Raw genomic sequence first — 23,254 nt, forward strand, 5'->3', positions numbered from 1 at the left:
GTTACCTCCGATGAGTATCAAGTTTGAGATTGCTCGTTCCATCCCCACCTGCATCCACACCACCATCCACTGGAAGAATCACACCCGTTACCCAACTTGCATTTGCTAAATAGAGAACTGCATCCGCAATATCTTTCGGTGTGCCAACTCTTCCTAGGGGTTGCTGTTGATTCAGATAATCTAATGTCTTGGTATCCACTTCGCCTAAAAGCGGTGTCAGCACAATACCAGGGGCTACCGCATTAATCCGAATCTTGTCTGCCGCGAGTTCTACCGATAGGTTTTTGACCATTGCCGTAATTGCCGCCTTCGCCATAATTGGTGCCGACGAAGGAAAAGCCTTAACCCCATTGAATGCAAAAATTGTACTGATATTGATAATCGCGCCACCCTCTCCCTGCGCTCTCATCTGCTTGACCGTCTCCTGAGTCAAGGCATAAGTGCCACGGGCGTATCCCAGAAACTGATCTAGTTCAGCGATCGCGTAGTCAGTAAAGTTTTTAACAGCAAAGATCCCTGCATTATTGATCAGGATATCAACTTGACCAAACTTAGCAACCGTTTCAGCAACAAGCTTGGGCGCAAATGCAGGATCAGTGATGTCACCTGCAACAATCTGGCTACGATCGAGTTGATTGAGTTTTTGGGCTGCATCTTCAAGCTTTGAGCGTGTTCTGCCATTCAGCGTTACGTTCGCTCCAGTGTTGAGAAATGCTTCAGCGATCGCATAGCCCAAACCCGTCGCAGCACCTGTGACTATCACAGTTTGAGGAGCCATACTAATGACCTCTAGATTTAATTCAAAGTTTCATTTTTCAACAGTTTCTCAGCTTGATTAGTCTGAGTCTGTCGTTGCAATTCTTGAACCGATACGCCACCAATTCCCCAATCTTCAGTTGCGACCTCATCGATTACTACAAATGTTTCTGCTGGAGCTTTATTCAGAACACGAATAAGTAAATCTGTGACTCCTTTAATCAGTTCAGTCTTTTGCTCAGATGTTGCCTCTTCTCGTGTAATTTTGATGTTGATGTAGGGCATAACTCTAGTAACTCCAACGAAATAACAGAAGTCGCAAATCCAGCATTTCGGCAACAGTTAAACTGCTTCAGATAGGCTGCATCAACCTGTTTAGGATTGAAGCAATCGTTTGGGAGAAGAAAGTGCATGATGCCTCAAGTGGACATACAAAAATGCTGTAACTGAGCCAATTCGAGAGCTTAACCAACTCGGTAGATTGAGTTGGCATAGATAGCCAGTTGAGAGCGATTTCGCAGGTTGAGGCGATCGAACAGGTGAGTGACATGAGTTTTCACCGTACTCTCGGAAATGTAGAGCTGTTCAGCAATTTCTCGGTTTGTGGAACCGTCTCCAATTAGGCACAGCACGTCTCGTTCGCGTGGCGTTAGGAAGTCTAAATCGGGAAGGGCTGTTTTTGATACTGCGGTCTGCGCTTCTGAGGGATTGGCTGATGAATTAGACATCAGCTTTTCCATTAGTCCTGGAGCCATTTGGGTGTAACCCCGATGCGCCAGCCGGATTGCCTGCACTAATTCGTCTACGGGCATATCTTTGAGCAAATAGCCCTTTGCTCCTGCTTGAATTGAATCCGAAATGTACTGATCATCATCGAAGGTACTCAGGATAAGAACGGTTACGCCTGGAAATTGCTGACGAATCGTGCGAGTTGCCGCTCGCCCATCCATCACAGGCATTCGTACATCCATTAGCACCAGATCGGGTTGTAACGCGCTGACTTGTTGAATGGCAACTTTTCCATTTTCAGCAATGCCTACGACCTGCAAATCTGGCTCCAATTCCAGCATTGCTTTTAGCCCATGACTGATTAGCGCCTGATCGTCTACCAGCAGTAACCGAATTGGATAAGTAACGTTTGCAGTCGGCACCGAATATTCTTCGCTCATTGCATTCTCCCATCGACCTGAAAACAGTCCCTAATTCACTGTTCATCATTCATCTACTGATACACAACCAACACTGCTAAGGAGAAAACTGAATTTACGCAAGGCTTTTAGTTACTTTTAAGATAATTACGTTTGTTATTATTATAAGGCTTAGCATTATTTAGTTACAAATGCAATAATTACATCGAAAATTAATTGTATGGTTTAGATGGCTCAGATCGATTTACCTCAAGGCTGGCTTTCCCGGCAACTACAGCCAAAAGTTCAGAGACTTCTATTGCAGATAACTCCAGCTAGAGCAGGACAAAATCTACAATCAATTCTTATAAAACAGACAGGTCTGTATCGTTTAATAGTTCCATATAAACAGACAGGTCTGTATCTGTCAAGGGTAAGATAGAAGATGTTATTACTCTTTAGGAGATGGAAATGCCCAAACCTCGGACGGATGCACGAGAGCGAATTCTTCGCGTGGCAGATGAACTGTTTTGTCGAGAAGGAGTGCGGGCGATCGGAGTAGATACCATCATTGCTAAATCAGAAGTGGCAAAGACAACGTTTTACCGCTATTTCCCGTCTAAGGATGATCTAGTGGCTGCTTACTTAGAAGGGCGAAATCAGCAATTTTGGCAGTTGTTTGATGAGGTAGTGAATCAATATCCTGACAATCCAAAACAACAGTTGCTGGCACTTTTCCGCTGGTTTGATGAGTTGTTAGCGGCTTCTGAGAGTTACGGGTGTCCGTTTTTGATGGTGGCTTCCGAGTTTCCAGAGATTGACCATCCAGGGCATCAAGTGGCGATCGCCCATAAGCAACAACTGCGCGATCGCATCACAGAATTGGTTACATTAGCAGGGATTCAGCCAGCAGAGGAATTGAGTGCCGCCTTACTGCTTCTAGGTGATGGAGCCTTTGGAGAACTGCGGTTGTTTCGCAAGCCTAACAATGGCATCTCGTTGGAGAAAGCCGCAACACAGATGATTGCAGTGTATGCAAACGGTATTAAATGATTTGAGTAGCATAAACTGCTGTTTGTTGATTGAGTGCCATAAAAAATTCTTCTTGGTGCCGCATAGAATTCAGAACCATCACTTCACCATAGAGTTTTGAGCGCACTCTAAGTTAAGTGTTTTTAGAAAAACTCTTTTTCTTTGAGTTGCTGTTTCCAGTGTATGACTATCACTTACCTTCTTCGTACACCATTTCATTCTCGATGTAAATCATCAGTTTGGGCTAAGACAAAAGTTATAGGGCAGACCGTCATCAACGAAAGTTAGATTAATTTGCGGTGAGGCTATCCGTTTCATCAACAAAAGTATTAAGACATTTTTTAGAGGTGTGTTTTCAAATAAGTTCTTACAATACGAGAAGTCATGGAAGACAATCTATGAAATGCTGATTCTTTAGCTACTAGAGTGCTTTTCAAGATCTGTCTTGTTGCGATCCTATTTATGTCACATTCATGTCACAAAGATGGCTCAGATTATCAGGCTGATCGCTTCTATGACACTGTTCAAATACGTTCTTCCTGCGGTGATGCCAGTACATTAGCTTTGCTAGAGCAATGGCAGAATAGAAATCGACCCTCAGGCAGCCTTCTGCAAAACGTTTTGAACTCCGTATCAACGAAAGAGCGATCTCACCTCTAACTTTCGTTGATGCAGTGATAAATCTAGACAATAGTGCTACACTGATTTTTCATCTAATGCTGCCAGCATGGTAGACAAGGCTTTTGTAAAAGCGATCGTGTCTTTCTGAGTTAAATACCGACCAAAGTACTGAGCAATGCTCTGAGCATACACTGCCCACATTCTCTGCTGCATTTCTAGTCCAGCTTTTGTTAACACGGCATACGCGCCTCGACGATCGTCCTTGCAGATTTTTCGTTGAATCAACCCTGCTGCTTCGAGGCGATCGGCGAGGCGGGTTACATTGGTGCGGTTCACCAGTAAAACCTCCGCCAACTCACTCAGCCGCAATTGTTGTTCAGGAGCCTGCTTGAGGGCGATCAGCACGTCATACCACTCAAACGGGGGCAGTTCAGCCTGCTTAAAGTCTTGCTCTATCCGGTCAACCAAGCGGGTATGAGCCGTCAGAAACAGTTTCCACAGAGAGTTTTGAGCCGCGTCAAGCTGAGTCATACCATCTAAATCAATAATTTCTACTGTAATTATTGCATTTGTAATAGGTTGATGCTATACCTCTATTAGTTACATTTGTAATTATCTTGATTGTAACTAGAAACCTACTCCCTACTCCTCAATGCTAAACATTCCTCCTACAACTCCATCAAAGAGCCTTTCTCCTCGTTGGTTGGGTCTCTTTGCCATCCTTGTGACGGTTGTGTGCTGGGCAGTTGCGGCTAACATTGCCTTTGACCTGTTTACCAGCGGTGTTCACCCGTTGGAGTTGGCTGGCATCAGCGCCATGATAGCGACCTTTGGTTTGGCAATTCTCCACAGCTTTTGGGGAGGAGGACACAAACCCATGCACCGGAAGCAGTTTGTTCTGGGTCTAGTGCTGGTCTTTCTGGTCGCCGCAGATTATATTGCCATTCAACAATTGCCTGTGGCGATCGCGATCGTCCTCCTGTTCACCGCGCCAATTCTAGTCGTGCTGTGGACAGCGTTAGTATCTCGTCGTGCCCCATCTCGTTTGGTTCTGATTGCCCTGATTTTGTCGATTCTAGGGGTTGTGCTGGTCTCTAGACTGTTAGAAATTCCGCTAGAGCAAGTCAATTGGTTTGGCGTTGGCATTGGTCTCACAACAGCAGTTTGCTTTGCTGCTTACATCATTTTGAGTGAGCAACTAGCTAGTTCCGAAGCACCTATTAACATCCTGCTGAAAACCTATGCCGTTGCCAGTCTGTTCTGGTTGGTATACCAATTCACGCAGGGATTACCGCTGACGCTGCTAACTCCCACCCACTTTCCAAAAGTCCTAGTTGTTGGCATTGTGGGAAATTTACTGCCTTACCTGCTGTTTTTGTGGAGTATCCAGCGGGTTCATGCCGAACGAGCCGCGATCGTCGCAACCTTAGAACCCTTTGTAGCAGCTATTCTGGCATGGTTCTGGTTTGGTCAAACATTAACCTGGTTGCAAATCATAGGCGGCATTTTGATCATCACAGCGGCGACGGCTCTGCAACTGAAAGAGTCTCAGCCTTCTTCACCAATCAAGAAAGACTAATTTTTTCGAGTCGCGATCGCAACTTGAAGTCATCAAAACATCAATTCACAGGAATTCAATTATGTCTACTTCTGAATTAGAACTTGTGAGTCATCATTTGTGCCCTTATGTTCAACGAGCTGTAATTACGTTGTTAGAGAAGGACATTCCTCACCGACGCACTTATATCGATCTGTTGAATAAACCGGAGTGGTTTAGGCAAATCTCTCCATTGGGCAAAGTTCCTCTCTTGAAAGTGGGTGATGAAGTCTTATTTGAATCTGCTGTCATTTGTGAATACCTGGATGAAGTTACGCTAGGTTCCCTCCATCCGGCTGACCCACTGACTAAAGCAAAGCATCGTGCCTGGATTGAATTTGGCTCCAGTATTCTGAATGCGATCGCAGGATTTTATAACGCCGCAACTGAAGCAGCCTTTGAGCTAAAGCGCCTTGATTTAGTTGATAAGTTCGTCTGGATCGAGCGCCACTGGCAAGGAGGTCCGTATTTTGCAGGGGATGACTTTACACTCGTCGATGCGGTATACGGACCGATTTTTCGTTATTTTGATGTATTTGACACCATTGCTGACTTCAAAGTATTTGCAGATACACCCTATCTCCGCAATTGGCGACAAGCGTTGCAAGCCCGTCCTTCTATTCAACAAGCTGTCAGTGCAGACTATCCCCAACAATTGCTGACGTTTCTCCAGCAGCGAAATTCTTACCTATCTGGGCTAATCAATTCCACAACAGTTCAACTCTCTACAAACCGAAGTTAAAGGGTTTTTATGACACATGTACTGCACATCGATACCAGTCCACGTCTCGATCGCTCTCACTCTCGCTTACTGGCAAGGGAATTTTTAGAGCAATGGAAAACAAATCATCCGAATGCAACCATTACCCATCGTGACTTGGCGCGTCAGCCAATTCCTTACATTAACGATACCTGGGTGAGCGCAAAGTTTACATCTGCTGATCAATACACACCTGAGTTGGCAGCCGCGATCGCGCTTTCTGATGAATTGATCGATGAATTCCTGTCTGCCGATCGTTACGTCTTATCTACACCCATGTATAACTTTGGCATTCCCGCTGTACTCAAATCCTATATTGATTACATTGTCCGCCCCAAACGAACGTTTGCAGCGACAGAAGCGGGATTCAAAGGATTAGTAACTAACAAGAAAATGGTGCTGGTTCAGACGCGAGGCAGTGATTTTCGTCCCGGTTCTGTCTATGATGCAGTAAATTTTCAGGAACCCTATCTAAAAACGGTTTTCGGCTTTATCGGTATCACAGATATTGAGGCGATAGCTGCCAATGGACTCAACACACACCTGCGTGAGCAGGAACTAGCAACTGCTCAAACCGCGCTGCAAAGGCTTTCTGCCACCTGGTGAATTCCTGTTTAAGTATTCAATGCTCCAAACGGTTTGGCATCCGAGAAGTCATAGATTTCAATGGATTCTCCACGCCGCAGCATCCGTTTTTCCAAGTGTGGAAACTCAACAATTTCGACATCCATCACTCCACAGGGTACAGACCTTCTGCAAACTTGCGATCGCGTTAACCCTTTGCCTAGCCTAAATCCCACCCCTTTGGTCAGCCAGACAAATCAAGTTGTGCGATCGTAGCCCAAATTTGCTCAACTTGCAGATTCACCTCAACTGGCGTCTTGCCTTGACATGCAACCATTTAGTTGCATAATAGGGATATGGATGTCGTGTTCAAAGCCCTCTCCGATTCCAGTCGAAGACAGTTGCTCGATCAGTTGTACACCCACAATGGACAAACTCTAGGAGAACTTTGCGAACACCTGGCCATGTCGCGGCAGGCAGTCAGTAAACATCTTGCGGTGTTAGAGGCTGCCAATCTTGTCGTCACGCTGTGGCAGGGACGAGAAAAACTGCACTATCTCAATCCCGCGCCGATTCAAGAGATCTACGATCGCTGGCTTAGCAAGTACGATCGTCAACAACTCGATGCCTTGAGCCAACTCAAGCGCAACCTCGAACGAAACCCTCAGGAGACCGACCATGAGTAACCCGACATTCCTCTATGTCACCTACATTGCCACCACGATTGAACAACTCTGGGATGCAATCACCAGTGACTCCTTCACTCAGCAGTATTTGGGCGAGGAGCAGCTTCAGTCGGATTGGCAAGCGGGGTCACCTGTTGAGCAAGTTAACTCAGAGGGCGAATTAGAACGCAAGGGGGAAGTGTTGCGGTCGCAACCCCCGCACGAACTTTCCTACACCTTCCAGTTTTTCGATCACACCCAACCATCTCGTGTTCGCTTCTTGCTGGAGCCGTCTGGAACTAGAGTCAAACTCACCGTCATTCACGATCGATTGGAGGCGCAAAGCTATCTCAGCGTCAGCCGCAGAGGAACGATGTGCTTGTCTACTCTTAAACGCTTACTGGAACTCGAACTTGCAATTGCAGCTTAAACAACAGTCCTGATCTAACTCATTCAAGGAACTCATCATGACTCCGACTGTCATTGAACAATCGGGTCGAGGCGATCGCGCCTTTGACCTCTACTCTCGATTGCTGCGAGAACGGATTATTTTTCTAGCAGAACCCGTCATGCCCGAAATGGCAAACCGCATCGTCGCGCAACTGCTGTTTCTCGAAGCCGAAGATCCCGATAAAGATATCTACCTCTACATCAATTCTCCCGGTGGTTCTGTGAACGATGGGCTAGGGATCTATGACACGATGAACCACATTCGCCCTGATGTTTGCACAATTTGCTATGGCTTTGCTGCGAGTATGGGCGCATTTTTGTTGGGGGCAGGTGCAAAAGGCAAACGCAGCAGTTTACCCAGTTCGCGGATCATGATTCACCAGCCTTCTGGAGGTGCACAGGGGCAAGCTGCAGATATCGAGATTCAAGCGAAGGAAATTCTCTATCTCAAGAACCAGATCAATCAGCGGATGGCGGACTATACCGGACAGTCGCTGGAGCAGATTGAGCAAGATACCGAGCGCGATTTCTATCTGTCGGCTCAAGAGGCTGTCGCCTATAGCTTGATTGACAAGGTAATCGAGCGCCCGATGCTCCAGATGCCTGCTGAACTGGTGGCAGCGAGATAAATTGTGTGCTCCCCTGATTCAGCATAGTTCCAGGGAACGTAACCCCTGTTTGCAGCTTGACAGCCAGGGTTAGCCCTGGGGGTTAGTCTTCATCGTTCTACCTTCCAAAGGGTTGGGTAGCGGGTGATTGCACCATCGCGATCGACCTCTAGAATATCGGCATAGCCGACATCCGGCGCGGCATATTCGTATTGATAGTCTGATAGTCGATGGTATTGTTGCTCAAGTTTCTTCAGCGTAAAGTTTGGAAAATCTAACCAAGCAGCAGGGGCTTGCGATCGCTCTCCAATTCTTAATGACAAGCGCCGAATCGCAATCAAATTTGTAGCAGGCGTAAAGCCCAAATCTAGATCGGTACAGCCTGCTGCTTGCTGTGTTTCTAAACCATTGAGACTCCAACACTGATTTTGAGTCAAAGCAATTGTGAGCATAACGGCTGATTTCCCCACATATCCTGAGACATGAGCGGCAAAAGTTTTCCAATTAACATCAGTTTCGACCTTGTAGGAGAGTCCGCATGGCATCTGATTAAACAGAAAAAGGGCTGTTCCCGACAATTGCCAACCGTTGATAGTCTCCCAAAGATAACAAATATCGTGTCCTGGGAGATCTAATCTACGCCAGAGAATCGTATGGTCAGGAGAATTCATTCAACACTCCAGAGTTAATTGTTACAGAGGGCGGCACTGAGTTTCCTCACCTGGTGTGATGAATAAGACGGAACTGGATGAGTGAACTTTAGCAGTATGCCAAATACCACGGTGCACCAGTACGTAATCACCTGGGGCATTTAGGGATATCAAACTTTCAATTCCATTTTGCTCCAGGATGAAATCAACCTGACCTGACAGTAGACAAACAAATTCGTCTCCGGCAGGGTGCATTTCCCAACAATCCCAATCTTTCTCGAAGGTATAGTGTGAAATCAGCCGTTTTCCTTTGAAGTCACCGAATTTGTGTTCAAGATCTTGATAAAAGCGATCGCTCACTGTAATTGGAATTGGATCACCGTTTTCTTCAAGCACAACAAAGGTAGAACTGATTGTAGATGTATTAACGTTACTGCTCATAAAACATTCTTCAACGGATTAATATTTTGATTAAGGTAGATGTGAGAAAAGCATATTGAGATTTTACTAAACTGTTTCCAGATAGTTCAAAGTCCCAAAACAGTGCTGAAGAGTTGGGCTACCGGAACACACTATGTCCAATCTTCAACAGTCAACGCCCACCGTTCATGGTCACGCCATTCTCCGTTGATTTTGAGGTATCGTCGAGAAAAACCCTCCTTCGTAAAACCCAATCGTTTTACTAAATTGATTGAAGCCATATTCTCAGGCTGGATATTGGCTTCAATTCGATGGAGACCGAGTGTATCAAAAGCATGATTGATCACTAAACGAATCCCTTCCGACATCAAGCCCTGACCGGCAAAATTTACATCAACGTGATAACCAAGATAGGCATTTTGAAACGCTCTGTAGAAGATTTGACTGAGATTTGCGACTCCAACAATCTCGTGAGTTGAATGGCAAATCAGCAAACCTTCAAAGTCTTCATTCTGGCAACGACTGATGTAAGCTTTGCACTCTTCCTCAGTCAGTGGCGGCGAAACCCAGAGAAAATAAAAGTCTTTGCTTCTTTGGTGAAGGGAGAGCAATTCTTGACAATCGTCTTCGGTTGGTTTTCTAATAAAAACGCGAAATGACATGGAGATTCTTGGCTCTTCAGTCGCTACAAACATTAACTTAACCGTAGCTCAGATGGACGGTTTGCCAGTGAAAACCGCCAACTGAGCGTCGAAAGCACGTTTGAAGGCGGGTCGGGCTTCGCCGCGAGCGACATAAGCGACAAGGTTCGGATAGTCGTCCAGAATGCCTGATCCGCTTAGCCTGCGTAGCACCTGCACCATCAGCAAATCACTAGCGCTAAACGCCCCATCGAGCCACTCACCAGCGCCGAGCCGAGCGGAAAGGTCGTTCAGTCGGCTGCGGATGCGATCCTCAACGATCGCCAGTCGCTCCTCGTGCCAGTCCTTGTCGCGCTCTAAATACAGAGAGACTTCGCGTTGAACGATCACAGGCTCCACCGTGGAGAGCGCAGCAAACATCCATGCGATCGCGCGTGACCGGGCGTCTGCATCGTTCGGCAGCAGTCCCGCATAGCGCTCCGCGATATGGAACACGATCGCGCCCGACTCGAACAAGACGAGATCGCCTTCTTCATAGGTCGGAATCTGTCCGAAAGGTTGGAGGGATCGATGGGCGCTTTGCTTCATTGCACTGAAAGAAACAAGGTGAACGTCATAAGGTTGACCCACTTCTTCAAGCGCCCAGCGCACGGGCATGTCACGCGCCAGCCCCTGACCGCGATCGGGCGATTGTTCAAAAGCAGTGATGATGGGAATCATTGGAAAACTCCGAGTAATTGCAGGCTTGCCTTAAAGGTGTCGAATTTCGATAGGTGGCGATCGCCAGTTGTCATAGCGACCATCAACATACATAATTGGCGCATGTTTTGAAGACAGTCATCGGTTTCTCCATTTCATTAGGTTTCTACGCGGTGCGCTGTTACCCGAGAATGTCAACACCTTTATGGCCCTCTGGTACGCCTTGAACTAGAAACACGTCACCTTCAGTGTGACTAGTACGCAATGAGCGAATCGCTCCATACGCATCTGACTCATACCAACCTTTGGCTTGCTCCATTGATGGAAACTCAATGACAACCAAATCTCCAGACCAGGTACCTTCCAGCGGCGTATAGGGTCCGCCATGAACAAGATACTTGCCAGAGAAGGGGGCTAGGGTCTCATCAATGCGCTGCAAGTACTCTTTTATCTCTGGATCAAATCTGGTTTCGCGTATCACGGCTACAGCATATGCGGTCATCATTACTCTCCAGACAGTGCGCTCCAACGACCCTGTTCACCCGTCGCTAGTAATCTTTCGGGCTTAGCTAACCACGTTTGATATGGTCGGTGTGCAACAGGATTGTTAGGCATTGATGGCTTGTAGTTACCAAGATCGGCTTTAATTCCAAGCCGCGCAAACATCTCTTGCGGATTAAATCCAGTGTTTTTATGCATAGTCATTACTGCTGCACGCGCATCTTCAATAGCTTTCGCATCCCGCCATTCAACTATTGTGATGACGTTGAACTCTTCGGTATCTGCTGGCTGCTCAAGCAAGAAATCTTGAATGAAACCGGGTTGCGCTTTTAATAGCTGGTGTGTTTTTTTCACCTGAGTAAGAAATTCTTCGCGTGCTTGGTTAGGAACAACGAACTTATAAACTCGATAGATTCGGTGCGTAATTGATGATGTTTCTGCCTGTGTCATTAGATGATCTCCTGAAAACACATGTTTTTTATCTATGGCTTGAGATCCACCACGGTGCGACAATGCGACCTCACGCTGACCGCCCGCCTGAACCGCAGCAGTCATACTCGATCTGCTCATCCGCGTTCGGTCGCTCTCCAGGTGTCAGGTCGAACGACGACCATCAACGCATGTAATTGGCGCATCAACGATTTACCAATAACGAACTGCACTACAATGACAACTGCCCTGGTAAGTTTTCTTCATCAGACTTTTCCGATTTCTGGGTTTGTCAAATAAACTTCGAGGCGATCGAAACATTCTGACCAACCTGTGTTGTGAGAATCTCGCGATTCAGTCGATTCAAAGATAGCTTGCTGGAAGGTCATCAACGTTTTGTTGCCCTGTTCTTCAAATGTCACAGTCACCAGTGTTTCGTGTTTGGGTTGGCTGCTCTCGTCTTCCCAGGCAAAGGTGAACATTAAACGCTCTGGTTCATTGATTTCGCGGTAAATGCCCTGCATCCAATGGTCATTGCCTTCGGGAGAGCGAATACAGGCTCGATACATCCCGCCAACCTGTACATTCATATGACAGGCGATCGCCGTAAAATCCTTTGGACCTAACCAGCGGGAGAAGTGTTCAGGTTGAGTCCAAACTTTGAATACCAGGCTGCGAGGCGCATCGAACATGCGGGTGATCGTGAGTTGGCGATCGTGGATGGTCGTGGCATCATTCATACTGGTGCGTCCGCGTATTGTTCTGTTTGTGCACCAGATTGGATGGCATCGGGTTCCATGTATACAATTTCCCAGATGTGTCCGTCTAAATCTTGAAAACCGTGAGCATACATAAATCCGTGATCTAGTGGTTCGTTGTAGGTGTTGCCGCCAGCGGCGATCGCGTTACTCACCATTTCATCAACCGCAGCTCGACTTTCACTGGACAAACACACCAATACTTCAGTGCTTTTCATCGCATCACAAATCGCATTCGGTGTGAAGGATTTGAATTTGTCGTGAGTCAAGAGCATCACAAAGATGTCATCACTCACAATCATGCAAGTCGTGGTTTCATCGGTAAACTGAGGGTTGAAACTGAAGCCAAGTTTTGTGAAAAAGTCGATGGACTGTTTCAGTTTTTTGACAGGTAAATTAACAAAGATTTTTCTAGACATAATTCCTCTAACAATGTGTTTTTGGTGTGAATGGTGAGCAGTCTAATCCATGAACTGGATTTCGCCGGAAGAGCGTTGCTTCATCAGTTTATTCCTGGTAGATATTTATCCAGGCGATCGCCCACTGGTGCATGCAAAACCTCAACTGACAGGCGCTCAAGGTTTTGCTCGTTCCCGGGAACGACAATGTGTTCAAGGCGATTAGCAACTTCCGAACTCTCGAATGCTTGTGACCAAGATACGACGGTTCCTGCCGCCGCTGAAGCCAACTCAATAGTCAAGCGATACTTTGGCTCGGAGGCGTGCTGGACAACGACCTTCCTCGGTGGTTCTATTTCCGCAAACACATTTTCGTTTGGATAGTCTCTGCCATCGGGTCCGTGCATGGTGAAAGACCAGTGCCCACCATTCTTGAATTCGCAGATATTGAAAGTATTGGTGAAACCAGTTGGTCCCCACCACCGTGCCAAGCGTTCTGGCTGACTGATTGCGGCAAAGACTTGTTCTACGGTTGCTGGGATTTCACGAGATGTTTTGAAGACAGTCATCGGCTTCTCCATTTCGTTGGGTTTCTACAAAGTCTAGTTAGGTGCGAGTTCGTTGTTCGGCTAACTGATGCCGTCCGCTGCACGCTCGATCGTGGCAATGTCGATCTTGACCATTTGCATCATTGCTTCTTGGGCACGTCGGGCGCGGTCTACGTCGGGGTCGTTGATTAATTCGATCAGCCGTCTGGGGACGATTTGCCAGGGGACTCCCCAACGGTCTTTGACCCATCCGCAGGCGATTTCCGATCCACCCTCTGCGATCGCAGCCCATAGGCGATCCACTTCCGGTTGGTCATCACAATAGATTTGAAATGAAACGGCTTCAGTGAACGGAAACTGTGAACCGCCGTTTAGCCCCATGTATTGCATCCCAGCTAAAGTAAATTCGACCGTCAAGACCATTCCAGCAGGGACACTGGGTGTGTCAGTAGGAGACTTCAAAATGCGATCGATACGCGAATCTGGCAGGAGCGAGACATAGAACTCAGCCGCTGCCTCGGCGTTGCCGTTGAACCACAAACAAGGGACAATTTTTTGAGTTGTTGACACTGGATTCCTCCGGTTAAATTTCTGTCTTTAAGTCGCTGATTGCAAAAGCTATACATCGACAATCATCTCGAAGCCACCAAAGATCATGCGCTTGCCATCGAACGGCATTTCAGCATTCGGGTTCTTTTCAGGCTGCATACCGCGTGGGTCTGCCATGACTTTCTTCATGCCCTTATCTCTGACTTCGCGTGAGGGCCAAACAATCCAAGCAAAGCAAACGGTTTCGTCTGCCTTGCATTGAACAGCTAAGGGAAATGATGTGACTTCGCCTTCAGGAACGTCATCGCCCCAACATTCGACCACCTTGAGTGCCCCGTGTTCCTTAAATATAATCGCTGCGTCCTCTGCAAATTGCTTGTAAACTTCTTTGTTAACTGTAGGAACCGCTAAAACAAAACCATCAACGTAAGGCATGGAATTTTTCTCCTGATTACAAGTCTTGGACTGTTTTTTGGATTGACTGATGATAATGATTGAATGCTAATTAGACTGAAATTTTTCCAAGTGTTCATTGGTGCAATTCAGGACTCAAATCACCGAACACGGATATTATCTACAACTCACTAATTACTGAACGTTGTTATGAGCGCTAGTTTTTTGGGGCTGCTTGACCAGCATTGTGAGGTAGCTGCACACGAGTGTTATGACCAGCACAAACCCACCAGGCTTCTTGCTTGCGAATGAGTACGTAAAGGCATAGTTCGTCCGATTCCACTTCAGCATTTGCATTCGTTCGCACGAGTTGTACGTGTGCATAGGCGGTGTCTGGAGTTAAGCGCTTGACGTTGTGGATGGTGTACCGAAACGTTGAGTTACGAAGAGATCCCTCCAGAAAATTCTTATGCACAGTATGCAGAGGCTCTAACCCTTGTAATAGGACACCGTTTGGGCTGCCCCAAGAAATGTCATTAGTAAAGTAATGGTTGTATGCATCAGCGTCATGGTTATTTAGCGCGTCTTCAAGTGTCGCAATAAATTGGTTGATTTCTTCCGTATCTGAAGGGCTGTTATGTAATGGGGATTTTTCTAATCGATTCGACATACGTCCTCCACTTTGATAGCTTTCGTTGAGGTACCCGGCAAAACAATGACATTGACCCGTGCGATCTCATTACTCTTTGCTATCTTGGCTATTTTGGTGTAATTCCTGTGCCTGTAATTCTTGGAGATACTCATCCAGACGATCGAAACTCTGTTCCCAGAGTTGGCGGTAGTGATCTAACCAGTCAGCTAAATCCTTCAGCGGTTCCGGATTCAGCTGACAGGGTCGCCATTGTGCATCTCGACTGCGGGTAATTAGTTGAGCACGTTCTAGCACTTTGAGATGTTTGGAAATGGCGGGTAGACTCATCTCAAACGGTTCAGCGAGTTCTGTGACGGTAGCTTCTCCCTGAGCAAGTTGTGCCAAAATTGCTCGACGGGTGGGATCAGCGAGGGCGGACAAGGTGACACTCAGAGAGTCAGTGGACATCGGGAATTTAACTGCACAGTTAATTAACCACTAGGCTAAATGTACTATCCCGATCTGTCAAGGGCAATCTCTACTGCTTTGGTGAACTTTTGTGGTGAAGCCCGATTCGTCTTTACCTACAAACATCGGTAGTGCCCTTACGTAAAGGGTAGAGAAAATTAGAGGTAGCTATCATAGTTGAGTCGGTCATTGTGCGTCTCACTCTTGCAACATGAAGCCTTATCTCCTCTGCCCCAACTGCGGCTCAAACGACATTATGAAAAATGGCACCACTCGACGTGGCAAGCAAAATTACAAATGCCGCGACTGTGGTCGTCAATTTGTCGAAGACCCGCAATGGAAACCGATAGACCCAGAGCGCAAAGCAATGGTTGAGTGCCTGTTGTTGGAAAAGATTCCTTTAGCGGGGATTGCTCGTGTGATGCACCTGTCTGAAGACTGGCTGCAACGCTATGTCAACCGCTGCTATGCACAAGTGCGGCAACGGGTGCGAGTGCAACCCAAAGCCAAGGGGCACTTAGAGGTGCAGATGGATGAACTGTGGTCGTTTGTCGATGACAAGGGCAACAAGCAGTGGGTGTGGTTAGCCCTTGATGTGGCAACGCGTGAGATCGTCGGCTGCTATGTTGGAGACCGTTCAGCTGAGTCTGCCCTGTGATTGTGGCAATCGCTCCCTGCTGTTTATCGACAATGTGCCACCATGTATACCGATTACTGGGAAGCTTATGCCAAGGTGTTGCCGAGTAAACGTCATCGGGCTGTGGGCAAAGACAGTGGCTTGACCAGCTACATTGAACGGTTCAACAACACGCTCAGACAACGGGTGTCACGCTTGGTAAGGAAGACATTATCGTTCTCTAAGAAGCTAGAAAATCACCTTGGAGCAATTTGGTATTTCATCCATCACTACAACCAACTGATACGCTCAGAGGTATCGAGTTGCTAGTCAGAACTGGTTAATCTCTGTCCTTTACTAAATAGGACTACCCAAACATCTTTGTAGATGCCTTGCAACCTTACGTTGACTAAGAGTTTAGCTCTCGTTTCAGCTATTGATGCATTGAGAGTGAAATCATCATGGCAATCAGGCTAATCAATGCAAATCCTGCCCGCACGACATGAGCATACTCCCATTGATTTCGTAAATTTATCCAAGGTTCCTCTAATCGCTGCTCCCGATTTATCCCAAACGAGAAGAAGCGAGAACCCGCTTTGCTCAGCGTTTCTCCCTCTAGCCAAAACTGATTCACCGGATGTATCCAGAGCCAATACACCGTCTGCATCCCAATCAATCCGGATAATGCGATCCGGATAATGCGACAAAGGTGAGCCAGAATGTCAGGCTGCCAACTGGCGTAAAAAGCAATAGTGCGATCGCTGCAATCAATCCTCCAAACTCGCCCACACCACGGGCGATCGTAAATCCCGGATAGTAGATCGGTTGTGTAGCAAAGTAAGCTTCTTTGCTCAAGCGCATTTTCCCTGGTAGCTCCAGCGCATGGGCAAGCGCCATTGCCATTGCATCTGCAACTAGGAGAGTTGTGAGAATTTGTAGACCATTAAACATTTTTTGATTCCTCGGCTCTGGTTTTGTACCGTCGATTGGTGGAAGTCTCTGTCGGAACAGAAATCAGTAGCGTACTAAAACCGAATAACGTCAACACAAAATTCGTGAGATGACCATACTCCCACTGTTGTCGAAGTTGCATCCAATTAGTCGGCAACGATTGGGGGGTCGATTGCCTGAACACAACATTGACAGGTTCAATTTGCCAAAAGTAAACAACTGGGAACGCGAAGACTAGGCAGAGTGTTCCAATCAGTGTCCAGTAAACAGCAGGACGACGCTTTCGGACAAGAAATAACAGCGCGATTGCACTTACGAATGCCCCTACTGTGACGATCGCTCCCGGTCCTGGTGCGCCAAAATATCGGTAAAGGGTATTTTGCACTGTTACATAAAATTGCCCGTCATACTGCATCTTGGCAGGAAGCTCTAGGGCGTGGCTAAACTCTAAACCCATCCACAAGGCAACTAAAATCAGGGTGATAAACTGCAATGTTCTGAGAACCATCCGAACCTCCTATGAAATTTCTGGAGGATTGCAATTTTGTAGCTCATCGTCAGCTTGCGATACGATAATTATGACAACTAATTGTCATTTTGACTATTGATTGTCATCGTAGAGTATCAACTTTTGTAAGAATCTTTGTAAGCATCAACGGCAATGGCAAAGCGAGTCACGAAGAGAACCAAAGCAGGACGGGCGATCGAGGATTTAATCATTGAAATTGTGGCAACCTTCTTTCTCTTGCGAGCAGAAGGGATGCGAATTGGCGTTGTTTCTCCCTCTGGCGAAAGCTATTGGAGCGTGTTACGCCTGTTGAAAATCTATGGATCTCAAACAGTACCGCAGATTGCCCGCTATCGGTATGTGCCGCGTCAGAGTGTGCAGAAGCTCGCCAATGAGATGCTCAAGGATGGTGTGATTGAGTTGGTGAATAATCCTGCTCACAAACGCTCAAAACTATTGCGTCTCACATCTAAAGGGGAGGTCGTATTTCAGGAAATGAGCGATCGCATCGCTGAACTGGCTGAAACATTAGCCAAACAGCAAGATGCGGCTCAACTGCAAAATGCAGCGGATGTCGTGAAAAAACTACATGAGCAACTGCGGGAGATGTTGAACCAATAAGAGATTGGAGCTACTTTAATAGCATGACCGTGAATACTGCTGTCGCTGCCAGTGATGCGATTGCAGGAATTAATAACGCTATTCTCAAACGAATCCTGGACCATATCATGTCAAAATTTTTAAGGAGCTTGACTTTATCTGCTGAAGTTTTAGAAGCCTGGTATGGATTGTTTAAGATCGGTGATTCGGCTTACTTCGCCACTCTGCAGAATTTGACTACCTAACAAATGTTAACAACAAAGACCTGCCGAAGGATAGAAAAAGTACAGCCTCACCTTGTCGGGTGAAGTGGGAAGCAGACGCGATCGCTAATCTAGGAAAACTATATCAGATAGAGGAACCATAATCTTTTACATCTCTATCCTGGAATCAATTTCAAAACCAAGAATCTGAGCCTGAGATTCCCAAAATCACAGCTATTACAGCAGGAATCACTAACACGCGATTACCAGGCAAAATTGAGAGGCATACATCAAAAGACAAGATCTAAAAGACAAGATCTAATTATTTTCTAGAGCGACGTTTGTTTACTTAAAAGTGAAGTTAATCGTCAGTTAGAAGCCGTTTTTAGCATCAATATATCCATTGAGTGAAATCTAATTTTATGAAAGAGATTACCTATGGAAAAGACCTATCAGGGAAGCTGTCATTGCGGTAAGGTGCGCTTTGAAGCCGATATTAATTTGAGCCAGGGTACAGGCAGATGTAATTGCTCAATCTGTACCAAAAATAGATTATGGACAGTCATTATCGAACCTGATGCATTTCGTCTGCTGTTTGGAGAAAATGACCTGAGCGATTACCAATTCGGCTCTCACAGTGTCCAACACCTGTTTTGCAAACACTGTGGTGCGAGACCGTTTGGACGCGGATATCTGGATGAAATTGGTGGAGCATTTTACTCCATCAATATTGCCTGTCTGGATAATCTGAGTGATGAAGCATTTGCAAGTATTCCCGTCCACTACAGCGATGGGCGCAACAACAACTGGCAGTCGCCGCCTGCTGTAACGAGCCACCTTTGATATCACATTCACAAGACCTCTCGGAAGTCTCAAACGAGCAATCTTGCATTTTCAATGAATAGAACATCTGTATTGACAAGTCAAGCGTTTCCTCTTATATTTAACTTTGTGGTTAAATACACAGAAGGCTCATTAATCAACCTTTGCTCAACTTCTAGCTCAACGGGTATCAGGTTCAAACTCTAGAACAGCCGACAGAGGCAAGGAAAAACTACCATGATGCAAACCGAAATTGCCCATCCCAAAATTGTTGCCCAAACCGAGTGGCTGGCTGCTCGTAAAACTCTACTTGAACACGAAAAAGAATATACGAAGCATCGCGATCGCATTAATGCCGAGCGACGCAGGCTGCCGATGGTCAAACTTGAAAAGGAGTACACCTTTGAAGGAAAGAATGGCTCCGTCAGACTGATTGATTTGTTTGCTGGACGAACTCAACTGATCGTTTACCACTTCATGTTCGATCCCAATTGGCAGAAAGGCTGCATGGGCTGTACGGGCTACGTTAATTCTCTGGGCGATCTATCAATGCTGGAAGATCGCGACACCACATTCGTACTCGTCTCCCGTGCTCCATCTTCCAAACTCGAAGCTTACAAGAAACAAAACGAGTGGACTGTCCCCTGGTATTCCTCCTACGGCAGCGATTTCAACTACGACTTTCACGTCACCCTGGATGAAACCATTGCACCCATCGAGTACAACTACCGCGACAAAGCTGAGTTGGAGAAAAGAAACGGAGCGAATGTGATGCAGGGTGAAAGTCATGGACTCAGCGTCTTCTTCCGCATAGGCAACGATATCTTCCACACCTACTCAACCTACGGTCGTGGCGTAGAATCCCTCACCGATGCCTATAGCCTCCTCGATACGACTCCCTATGGGCGGCAGGAAGACTTTGAAGATTCTCCCCCAGGTTGGCCCCAGCAACCGACGTATGGATAGCAGGATGGGCAACCCAGTGCCGCTGACAACCAGGGGTGATCGCTCGATTGCCAAGACAATACGTGAATCAAGCATATCCAATGACAAAAACGTTTTACGCCATCCTGGTCAACTCACTGGTGGCTGCGCTAACCAACACTTTTGTCTGGTTCGCAGTCACCTTTTGGGTTTTTCTGCAAACTCAATCCGTCCTGGCAACCTCAGTGATGGCGGGTGTGTATGTTGGCACGGTTGCCATCTCTGGACTCTTTCTCGGATCACTGGTCGATCACTATCGCAAGCAAACAGTGATGCTCCTGTCCAGCGTTTGCTCTCTCATCTTATACACCCTCGCTCAGATCATTTTTAGTTCTACGCCACCCTCTGGTTTTGCAGATGTATCCAGCATTCCATTATGGATTTTTATCACCCTGACCTTAATAGGGGCGATCGCAGGCAATATCCGCACAATCGCCCTGCCAACCCTCGTCACCCTGCTGATTCCTGAAGCAGAGAGAGACAAAGCCAATGGTTTGGTGGGCACCGCGAATGGTGTATCATTTCTGATCGCTTCTATTTTCAGTGGACTGGCGATCGGGTTTCTGGGTGACTATTGGGTGCTGATTTGTGCGATCGCCCTAACCGTTGCCGTCATTCTGCATCTGGCAACCCTTTCCATTGCTGAACAAAAGATTATTCACGCGGAACATCACACTCAATACATCGACATTCGCGGTACAGTTCGGGCGATCGTGTTCGTCCCTGGATTATTCGGATTGATTTTCTTTAACTGTTTCAACAACTTCCTGGGCGGAATCTTCATGTCCCTGATGGATGCCTATGGGTTATCTCTGGTTTCAGTACAGGTTTGGGGAATTTTGTGGGGGCTTTTAAGTTTGGGATTTATTGTCGGTGGATTGGTTATTGCTAAACGCGGTTTAGGGAAAAACCCATTACAGACGCTATTTCTAGCAAATATTGTCATGTGGGTAATTGCCACTGGCTTTACGATTCAAGCCTCTATCGTGTTGCTGAGCATAGGGATGTTTGTTTATCTCTGCCTGATTCCAGTGGTTGAAGCCTCAGAACAAACGATTCTGCAAGCCGTCATTCCATTGGAACGGCAAGGGCGCGTCTTCGGCTTTGCTCAAAGTATCGAGCAAGCTGCATCACCCCTCACCGCGTTTATGATCGGACCGATCGCGCAGTTCATCTTTATCCCATTTATGACCACGGGGACAGGCGTGAATCTCATTGGTAGCTGGTTTGGCACTGGAGCCGATCGCGGCATTGCGCTGCTATTTACCTTGACTGGATTGATTGGGCTAATGGTGACATTACTGGCAATGCGATCGCCTGCTTATCGCAAGTTATCCACAAAGTATCAGAGACTCTACAGCGTATCACCTTTGGACAAGAAATGATCCCAGAATTACGTCATGCTACTCTCTCTGATTTGGGTTCTTTAAGACATTGGGACAAACAACCGCATGTGATTGCCTCAGATCCAAATGAGAATCACGCAAAACTGACACTGCTGCTCAAAGAGACGGGGCGGGGCTTATTTCTGATGCTGGATAACCTCTGTTGTTTGATTGCAGACGCTCTGGAGGCGATATACGATGGATGGCGAAAGAATGAAAACTCAATACTTCACAGCAACTAGTCTTGATGGATTTATTGCAACCGAAGATCACTCGCTAGACTGGCTATTTCCACTGGGTGATCTAAATAGTTCCAGCCATCTAGAGTTCATTGCGAATGTTGGTGCGTTGGCAATGGGATCTGCTACCTATGAGTGGATGGTACGCAATGCAGAAAAAGTCGCTGCCGCTTGTTCGATCGCCGCCAGATTGACCAAATCCTCAACTTGGGCAGAGCGAATCTGATAGTGTGAAGTGCTCATGTCTCGTTCATGCTTAATACCCGTTCGTACACTTCACGAATCCCGCCTAGTGGAGTAGTTTCATACTGCTGTGCGTTATCACCAATGCAAAACCAGCTTGCTTGCGATCGCGTATAGAAGTGAGCGACTGGCTGCTGCACGATCGGTGTATCCATTGCACTCGCTGGAACAGCAATATGGTTGAGCGCGTGACTGACGATGGGCAGAGTAGAACCACACTTGCTACAAAATGCTCTTCTCAAATGTGATGATGAATTGAAATAGCTGAGGAATTCTTCACCCTTCAACCATTTGAAGGTCTTTGATTCCGCATGAAGGAACGGTGCAAAGGCAGATCCATGTAGTTTCTGACAGTTTTTGCAGTGACAAAATGTCAGAAAAGATGGTCCCTCAAATTCAAACGCGATCGCGCCGCATTGACATGAACCTTGATTAGACATTTGTGAACTCCTATCTTGAGATCGTCGAACAAAAAGCACCTACTCTAAATAAATGCCAGCAGATCGCGATTAAATTGCTCTTTGTGAGTGATGAACAGACCATGGGCTGCACCTTCATACACCTTGAATTGACTACCCCGGATTAACTGTGCGGTTTTTCTTCCTGTCACATCAATGGGATGACTTTGATCGCGATCGCCATGAATGATCAACGTGGGTACAGTGACAGCGTGCAGGTCAGGTCGAAAGTCTGTTTCAAAATTCGCACGCATCATCTCAATCGTGGCTTTGGGCGAAGCGCGTAGAGCGAGTCCCACCCCCCATTGCATCATCTCAGGCGAAATGGAAAGGGTAGACAGATCGGTGCCAAAAAATGTGGGGGCGATCGCGGCAAGATAGCGGGGGCGATCGCGCTTTAATTCAGTGATCGTGTCATCCAGAATTTGCTTGTCGAAGCCATCTGGATTGTCTTTCATTCTAAGCAAAAAAGGCGTGTTGGTTGCCACAAGGACAACTCGATCAATTCGGGCTGCCCCATGACGTGACAAATAGCGAACGACTTCACCACAGCCCATCGAATGGGCAACCAAGACGACATTTTGCAGGTCAAGCTGCTCAAGCAGTGCGGCTAGATCGTCAGCCAACGTATCGTAATCATAGCCATTGCTGGGTTGATCGGAACGACCACAACCTCTGCAATCGTAAGCAATACATCGCACATGATTTGGCAAATCTGACATCTGGTACTCCCAAATATCAGCACCGACTACCCAGCCGTGAATAAAAACAACCGGCTGACCTGCCCCCAAATCTTGGTAAAACAGGCGTGTGCCATCATTGGTTTCGATGAGAGATTTTTGAGATAACTGTTGTGCTGGTCGCGTCGCAGAACTTTGAGTTGATTGCAACATCATTTTCCGCCTCAATTGGTATGTACCTATGATGTGAAAAGGAGATAATCGAAGCAATTACCTGACAGGTAATCAACCCCCTTGTTT

35 protein-coding genes and 1 pseudogene are annotated in these 23,254 nt (G+C 46.7%); 14 read left to right on the forward strand and 22 right to left on the reverse strand.

Features of this window, described 5'->3' with window-relative positions; all coding sequences use genetic code 11:
- Position 1: 1 nt before the first annotated feature.
- From HJG54_RS25230 to HJG54_RS25240, 3 genes are all read right to left on the reverse strand, one after another.
- Positions 2-778 carry an SDR family NAD(P)-dependent oxidoreductase gene (locus HJG54_RS25230; RefSeq protein ID WP_316431981.1) on the reverse strand — a complete coding sequence of 259 codons (777 nt, stop codon included), beginning with the start codon at positions 776-778 and terminating at the stop codon, positions 2-4.
- Positions 779-795: 17 nt separating this feature from the next.
- The gene (locus tag HJG54_RS25235; RefSeq protein WP_316431982.1) at positions 796-1,095 is read right to left on the reverse strand and encodes a 4-oxalocrotonate tautomerase family protein; all 300 of its coding nucleotides are present in this window, start codon (positions 1,093-1,095) and stop codon (positions 796-798) included.
- A gap of 125 nt (positions 1,096-1,220) precedes the next feature.
- On the reverse strand, positions 1,221-1,925 hold the full coding sequence (locus tag HJG54_RS25240) for a response regulator transcription factor (RefSeq protein WP_316431983.1): 705 nt from the start codon (positions 1,923-1,925) through the stop codon (positions 1,221-1,223).
- A 429-nt stretch (positions 1,926-2,354) separates the two neighbouring features.
- Between HJG54_RS25240 and HJG54_RS25245 the strand changes: the two genes are divergently transcribed.
- Positions 2,355-2,936: a TetR/AcrR family transcriptional regulator gene (locus tag HJG54_RS25245; protein ID WP_316431984.1), complete on the forward strand. Its 582-nt coding sequence runs from the start codon at positions 2,355-2,357 to the stop codon at positions 2,934-2,936.
- A 675-nt stretch (positions 2,937-3,611) separates the two neighbouring features.
- On the opposite strand, the gene HJG54_RS25250 is transcribed toward HJG54_RS25245, so the two are convergent.
- On the reverse strand, positions 3,612-4,067 hold the full coding sequence (locus tag HJG54_RS25250; RefSeq protein WP_316431985.1) for a MarR family winged helix-turn-helix transcriptional regulator: 456 nt from the start codon (positions 4,065-4,067) through the stop codon (positions 3,612-3,614).
- A 121-nt stretch (positions 4,068-4,188) separates the two neighbouring features.
- Here HJG54_RS25250 and HJG54_RS25255 point away from each other — a divergent pair, with 121 nt between their 5' ends.
- From HJG54_RS25255 to clpP, 6 genes are all read left to right on the forward strand, one after another.
- On the forward strand, positions 4,189-5,115 hold the full coding sequence (locus HJG54_RS25255) for an EamA family transporter (protein WP_316431986.1): 927 nt from the start codon (positions 4,189-4,191) through the stop codon (positions 5,113-5,115).
- A gap of 61 nt (positions 5,116-5,176) precedes the next feature.
- Positions 5,177-5,875, forward strand: a complete 699-nt coding sequence (locus tag HJG54_RS25260) for a glutathione S-transferase family protein (RefSeq protein WP_316431987.1) — start codon at positions 5,177-5,179, stop codon at positions 5,873-5,875.
- Positions 5,876-5,884: 9 nt separating this feature from the next.
- Positions 5,885-6,499, forward strand: a complete 615-nt coding sequence (locus tag HJG54_RS25265; RefSeq protein WP_316431988.1) for an FMN-dependent NADH-azoreductase — start codon at positions 5,885-5,887, stop codon at positions 6,497-6,499.
- A gap of 314 nt (positions 6,500-6,813) precedes the next feature.
- Complete coding sequence (locus tag HJG54_RS25270) at positions 6,814-7,143, forward strand: ArsR/SmtB family transcription factor (RefSeq protein WP_316431989.1); 330 nt, start codon at positions 6,814-6,816, stop codon at positions 7,141-7,143.
- Entirely contained in the window at positions 7,136-7,552 is a 417-nt protein-coding gene (locus tag HJG54_RS25275; protein ID WP_316431990.1) for an SRPBCC domain-containing protein, read from the forward strand. Before HJG54_RS25270 ends, HJG54_RS25275 begins: the two co-directional genes overlap by 8 nt.
- A gap of 37 nt (positions 7,553-7,589) precedes the next feature.
- Entirely contained in the window at positions 7,590-8,201 is a 612-nt protein-coding gene (gene clpP, locus HJG54_RS25280) for an ATP-dependent Clp endopeptidase proteolytic subunit ClpP (protein ID WP_316431992.1), read from the forward strand.
- An 89-nt stretch (positions 8,202-8,290) separates the two neighbouring features.
- On the opposite strand, the gene HJG54_RS25285 is transcribed toward clpP, so the two are convergent.
- The 13 genes from HJG54_RS25285 to HJG54_RS25345 form a co-directional block, all read right to left on the reverse strand.
- Positions 8,291-8,851: a putative glycolipid-binding domain-containing protein gene (locus tag HJG54_RS25285; RefSeq protein ID WP_316431993.1), complete on the reverse strand. Its 561-nt coding sequence runs from the start codon at positions 8,849-8,851 to the stop codon at positions 8,291-8,293.
- Positions 8,852-8,872: 21 nt separating this feature from the next.
- Positions 8,873-9,271 (reverse strand): hypothetical protein, encoded by a 399-nt coding sequence (locus tag HJG54_RS25290; RefSeq protein WP_316431994.1) that lies wholly within the window; start codon positions 9,269-9,271, stop codon positions 8,873-8,875.
- 131 nt (positions 9,272-9,402) lie between these two features.
- The gene (locus HJG54_RS25295; protein ID WP_316431996.1) at positions 9,403-9,912 is read right to left on the reverse strand and encodes a GNAT family N-acetyltransferase; all 510 of its coding nucleotides are present in this window, start codon (positions 9,910-9,912) and stop codon (positions 9,403-9,405) included.
- A 48-nt stretch (positions 9,913-9,960) separates the two neighbouring features.
- Entirely contained in the window at positions 9,961-10,611 is a 651-nt protein-coding gene (locus HJG54_RS25300) for a glutathione S-transferase family protein (protein ID WP_316431997.1), read from the reverse strand.
- Positions 10,612-10,771: 160 nt separating this feature from the next.
- Positions 10,772-11,095, reverse strand: a complete 324-nt coding sequence (locus HJG54_RS25305; protein ID WP_316431998.1) for a DUF1330 domain-containing protein — start codon at positions 11,093-11,095, stop codon at positions 10,772-10,774.
- On the reverse strand, positions 11,095-11,646 hold the full coding sequence (locus tag HJG54_RS25310) for an antibiotic biosynthesis monooxygenase family protein (RefSeq protein ID WP_316431999.1): 552 nt from the start codon (positions 11,644-11,646) through the stop codon (positions 11,095-11,097). The genes HJG54_RS25305 and HJG54_RS25310 overlap by 1 nt, the downstream gene beginning before the upstream one ends.
- A 140-nt stretch (positions 11,647-11,786) precedes the next feature.
- A complete protein-coding gene (locus HJG54_RS25315; RefSeq protein WP_316432000.1) occupies positions 11,787-12,260 on the reverse strand; it encodes an SRPBCC domain-containing protein in 474 nt (157 codons plus the stop codon).
- The gene (locus tag HJG54_RS25320) at positions 12,257-12,697 is read right to left on the reverse strand and encodes a VOC family protein (RefSeq protein WP_316432001.1); all 441 of its coding nucleotides are present in this window, start codon (positions 12,695-12,697) and stop codon (positions 12,257-12,259) included. Before HJG54_RS25320 ends, HJG54_RS25315 begins: the two co-directional genes overlap by 4 nt.
- Before the next feature lie 83 nt (positions 12,698-12,780).
- Positions 12,781-13,245: an SRPBCC family protein gene (locus HJG54_RS25325; RefSeq protein ID WP_316432002.1), complete on the reverse strand. Its 465-nt coding sequence runs from the start codon at positions 13,243-13,245 to the stop codon at positions 12,781-12,783.
- Positions 13,246-13,305: 60 nt separating this feature from the next.
- Positions 13,306-13,794, reverse strand: a complete 489-nt coding sequence (locus tag HJG54_RS25330; protein ID WP_316432003.1) for a VOC family protein — start codon at positions 13,792-13,794, stop codon at positions 13,306-13,308.
- 48 nt (positions 13,795-13,842) lie between these two features.
- Entirely contained in the window at positions 13,843-14,208 is a 366-nt protein-coding gene (locus HJG54_RS25335; RefSeq protein ID WP_316432004.1) for a DUF1428 domain-containing protein, read from the reverse strand.
- Positions 14,209-14,383: 175 nt separating this feature from the next.
- Entirely contained in the window at positions 14,384-14,836 is a 453-nt protein-coding gene (locus HJG54_RS25340) for a YybH family protein (RefSeq protein ID WP_316432005.1), read from the reverse strand.
- A 69-nt stretch (positions 14,837-14,905) separates the two neighbouring features.
- Positions 14,906-15,265, reverse strand: a complete 360-nt coding sequence (locus HJG54_RS25345; protein ID WP_316432006.1) for an ArsR/SmtB family transcription factor — start codon at positions 15,263-15,265, stop codon at positions 14,906-14,908.
- 211 nt (positions 15,266-15,476) lie between these two features.
- Here HJG54_RS25345 and HJG54_RS25350 point away from each other — a divergent pair.
- Positions 15,477-16,211 (forward strand): annotated as a pseudogene (locus tag HJG54_RS25350) (IS1 family transposase).
- A 103-nt stretch (positions 16,212-16,314) separates the two neighbouring features.
- Here the strand turns inward: HJG54_RS25350 and HJG54_RS25355 are convergent.
- From HJG54_RS25355 to HJG54_RS25365, 3 genes are read right to left on the reverse strand one after another with little or no spacing between them, the layout of a single operon-like run.
- Entirely contained in the window at positions 16,315-16,548 is a 234-nt protein-coding gene (locus HJG54_RS25355) for a hypothetical protein (protein WP_316432007.1), read from the reverse strand.
- A 5-nt stretch (positions 16,549-16,553) separates the two neighbouring features.
- Complete coding sequence (locus tag HJG54_RS25360) at positions 16,554-16,832, reverse strand: hypothetical protein (protein WP_316432008.1); 279 nt, start codon at positions 16,830-16,832, stop codon at positions 16,554-16,556.
- On the reverse strand, positions 16,825-17,340 hold the full coding sequence (locus HJG54_RS25365; RefSeq protein ID WP_316432009.1) for a hypothetical protein: 516 nt from the start codon (positions 17,338-17,340) through the stop codon (positions 16,825-16,827). Before HJG54_RS25365 ends, HJG54_RS25360 begins: the two co-directional genes overlap by 8 nt.
- A 153-nt stretch (positions 17,341-17,493) precedes the next feature.
- Here HJG54_RS25365 and HJG54_RS25370 point away from each other — a divergent pair, with 153 nt between their 5' ends.
- The 6 genes from HJG54_RS25370 to HJG54_RS25395 all read left to right on the forward strand — a co-directional run bounded on the left by HJG54_RS25370 (position 17,494) and on the right by HJG54_RS25395 (position 21,799).
- Complete coding sequence (locus HJG54_RS25370; protein ID WP_316432010.1) at positions 17,494-17,961, forward strand: MarR family winged helix-turn-helix transcriptional regulator; 468 nt, start codon at positions 17,494-17,496, stop codon at positions 17,959-17,961.
- 23 nt (positions 17,962-17,984) lie between these two features.
- Positions 17,985-18,185, forward strand: coding sequence for a hypothetical protein (locus HJG54_RS25375; RefSeq protein WP_316432011.1), 201 nt, complete (start codon positions 17,985-17,987; stop codon positions 18,183-18,185).
- Positions 18,186-18,581: 396 nt separating this feature from the next.
- Positions 18,582-18,986: a GFA family protein gene (locus HJG54_RS25380; RefSeq protein WP_316432012.1), complete on the forward strand. Its 405-nt coding sequence runs from the start codon at positions 18,582-18,584 to the stop codon at positions 18,984-18,986.
- A 216-nt stretch (positions 18,987-19,202) separates the two neighbouring features.
- Positions 19,203-19,931 (forward strand): DUF899 domain-containing protein, encoded by a 729-nt coding sequence (locus tag HJG54_RS25385; protein WP_316432013.1) that lies wholly within the window; start codon positions 19,203-19,205, stop codon positions 19,929-19,931.
- Positions 19,932-20,011: 80 nt separating this feature from the next.
- Positions 20,012-21,334, forward strand: coding sequence for an MFS transporter (locus HJG54_RS25390; protein WP_316432014.1), 1,323 nt, complete (start codon positions 20,012-20,014; stop codon positions 21,332-21,334).
- A gap of 198 nt (positions 21,335-21,532) precedes the next feature.
- Positions 21,533-21,799: a hypothetical protein gene (locus HJG54_RS25395; protein ID WP_316432015.1), complete on the forward strand. Its 267-nt coding sequence runs from the start codon at positions 21,533-21,535 to the stop codon at positions 21,797-21,799.
- A 13-nt stretch (positions 21,800-21,812) separates the two neighbouring features.
- Here HJG54_RS25395 and HJG54_RS25400 read toward each other — a convergent pair whose 3' ends face one another.
- Complete coding sequence (locus HJG54_RS25400; RefSeq protein WP_316432016.1) at positions 21,813-22,256, reverse strand: GFA family protein; 444 nt, start codon at positions 22,254-22,256, stop codon at positions 21,813-21,815.
- A 44-nt stretch (positions 22,257-22,300) separates the two neighbouring features.
- Entirely contained in the window at positions 22,301-23,170 is an 870-nt protein-coding gene (locus HJG54_RS25405) for an alpha/beta hydrolase (protein ID WP_316432017.1), read from the reverse strand.
- Positions 23,171-23,254 lie beyond the last annotated feature (84 nt).

It is taken from the genome of Leptolyngbya sp. NK1-12 (assembly GCF_032598965.1).
Classification (GTDB): domain Bacteria; phylum Cyanobacteriota; class Cyanobacteriia; order Elainellales; family Elainellaceae; genus Elainella.

Coding starts and splice junctions, on each gene's coding strand:
- HJG54_RS25345 (WP_316432006.1), bottom strand. CDS start 15,265: ATGTCCACTGACTCTCTGAGTGTCACCTTGTCCGCCCTCGCTGATCCC.
- HJG54_RS25360 (WP_316432008.1), bottom strand. CDS start 16,832: ATGTTTAATGGTCTACAAATTCTCACAACTCTCCTAGTTGCAGATGCA.
- HJG54_RS25275 (WP_316431990.1), top strand. CDS start 7,136: ATGAGTAACCCGACATTCCTCTATGTCACCTACATTGCCACCACGATT.
- HJG54_RS25245 (WP_316431984.1), top strand. CDS start 2,355: ATGCCCAAACCTCGGACGGATGCACGAGAGCGAATTCTTCGCGTGGCA.
- HJG54_RS25305 (WP_316431998.1), bottom strand. CDS start 11,095: ATGATGACCGCATATGCTGTAGCCGTGATACGCGAAACCAGATTTGAT.
- HJG54_RS25260 (WP_316431987.1), top strand. CDS start 5,177: ATGTCTACTTCTGAATTAGAACTTGTGAGTCATCATTTGTGCCCTTAT.
- HJG54_RS25365 (WP_316432009.1), bottom strand. CDS start 17,340: ATGGTTCTCAGAACATTGCAGTTTATCACCCTGATTTTAGTTGCCTTG.
- HJG54_RS25405 (WP_316432017.1), bottom strand. CDS start 23,170: ATGATGTTGCAATCAACTCAAAGTTCTGCGACGCGACCAGCACAACAG.
- HJG54_RS25285 (WP_316431993.1), bottom strand. CDS start 8,851: ATGAATTCTCCTGACCATACGATTCTCTGGCGTAGATTAGATCTCCCA.
- HJG54_RS25310 (WP_316431999.1), bottom strand. CDS start 11,646: ATGACTGCTGCGGTTCAGGCGGGCGGTCAGCGTGAGGTCGCATTGTCG.
- HJG54_RS25385 (WP_316432013.1), top strand. CDS start 19,203: ATGATGCAAACCGAAATTGCCCATCCCAAAATTGTTGCCCAAACCGAG.
- HJG54_RS25380 (WP_316432012.1), top strand. CDS start 18,582: ATGGAAAAGACCTATCAGGGAAGCTGTCATTGCGGTAAGGTGCGCTTT.
- HJG54_RS25390 (WP_316432014.1), top strand. CDS start 20,012: ATGACAAAAACGTTTTACGCCATCCTGGTCAACTCACTGGTGGCTGCG.
- HJG54_RS25230 (WP_316431981.1), bottom strand. CDS start 778: ATGGCTCCTCAAACTGTGATAGTCACAGGTGCTGCGACGGGTTTGGGC.
- HJG54_RS25395 (WP_316432015.1), top strand. CDS start 21,533: ATGGATGGCGAAAGAATGAAAACTCAATACTTCACAGCAACTAGTCTT.
- clpP (WP_316431992.1), top strand. CDS start 7,590: ATGACTCCGACTGTCATTGAACAATCGGGTCGAGGCGATCGCGCCTTT.
- HJG54_RS25295 (WP_316431996.1), bottom strand. CDS start 9,912: ATGTCATTTCGCGTTTTTATTAGAAAACCAACCGAAGACGATTGTCAA.
- HJG54_RS25270 (WP_316431989.1), top strand. CDS start 6,814: ATGGATGTCGTGTTCAAAGCCCTCTCCGATTCCAGTCGAAGACAGTTG.
- HJG54_RS25320 (WP_316432001.1), bottom strand. CDS start 12,697: ATGTCTAGAAAAATCTTTGTTAATTTACCTGTCAAAAAACTGAAACAG.
- HJG54_RS25300 (WP_316431997.1), bottom strand. CDS start 10,611: ATGATTCCCATCATCACTGCTTTTGAACAATCGCCCGATCGCGGTCAG.
- HJG54_RS25250 (WP_316431985.1), bottom strand. CDS start 4,067: ATGACTCAGCTTGACGCGGCTCAAAACTCTCTGTGGAAACTGTTTCTG.
- HJG54_RS25290 (WP_316431994.1), bottom strand. CDS start 9,271: ATGAGCAGTAACGTTAATACATCTACAATCAGTTCTACCTTTGTTGTG.
- HJG54_RS25255 (WP_316431986.1), top strand. CDS start 4,189: ATGCTAAACATTCCTCCTACAACTCCATCAAAGAGCCTTTCTCCTCGT.
- HJG54_RS25335 (WP_316432004.1), bottom strand. CDS start 14,208: ATGCCTTACGTTGATGGTTTTGTTTTAGCGGTTCCTACAGTTAACAAA.
- HJG54_RS25265 (WP_316431988.1), top strand. CDS start 5,885: ATGACACATGTACTGCACATCGATACCAGTCCACGTCTCGATCGCTCT.
- HJG54_RS25340 (WP_316432005.1), bottom strand. CDS start 14,836: ATGTCGAATCGATTAGAAAAATCCCCATTACATAACAGCCCTTCAGAT.
- HJG54_RS25400 (WP_316432016.1), bottom strand. CDS start 22,256: ATGTCTAATCAAGGTTCATGTCAATGCGGCGCGATCGCGTTTGAATTT.
- HJG54_RS25370 (WP_316432010.1), top strand. CDS start 17,494: ATGGCAAAGCGAGTCACGAAGAGAACCAAAGCAGGACGGGCGATCGAG.
- HJG54_RS25355 (WP_316432007.1), bottom strand. CDS start 16,548: ATGCAGACGGTGTATTGGCTCTGGATACATCCGGTGAATCAGTTTTGG.
- HJG54_RS25240 (WP_316431983.1), bottom strand. CDS start 1,925: ATGAGCGAAGAATATTCGGTGCCGACTGCAAACGTTACTTATCCAATT.
- HJG54_RS25315 (WP_316432000.1), bottom strand. CDS start 12,260: ATGAATGATGCCACGACCATCCACGATCGCCAACTCACGATCACCCGC.
- HJG54_RS25325 (WP_316432002.1), bottom strand. CDS start 13,245: ATGACTGTCTTCAAAACATCTCGTGAAATCCCAGCAACCGTAGAACAA.
- HJG54_RS25375 (WP_316432011.1), top strand. CDS start 17,985: ATGACCGTGAATACTGCTGTCGCTGCCAGTGATGCGATTGCAGGAATT.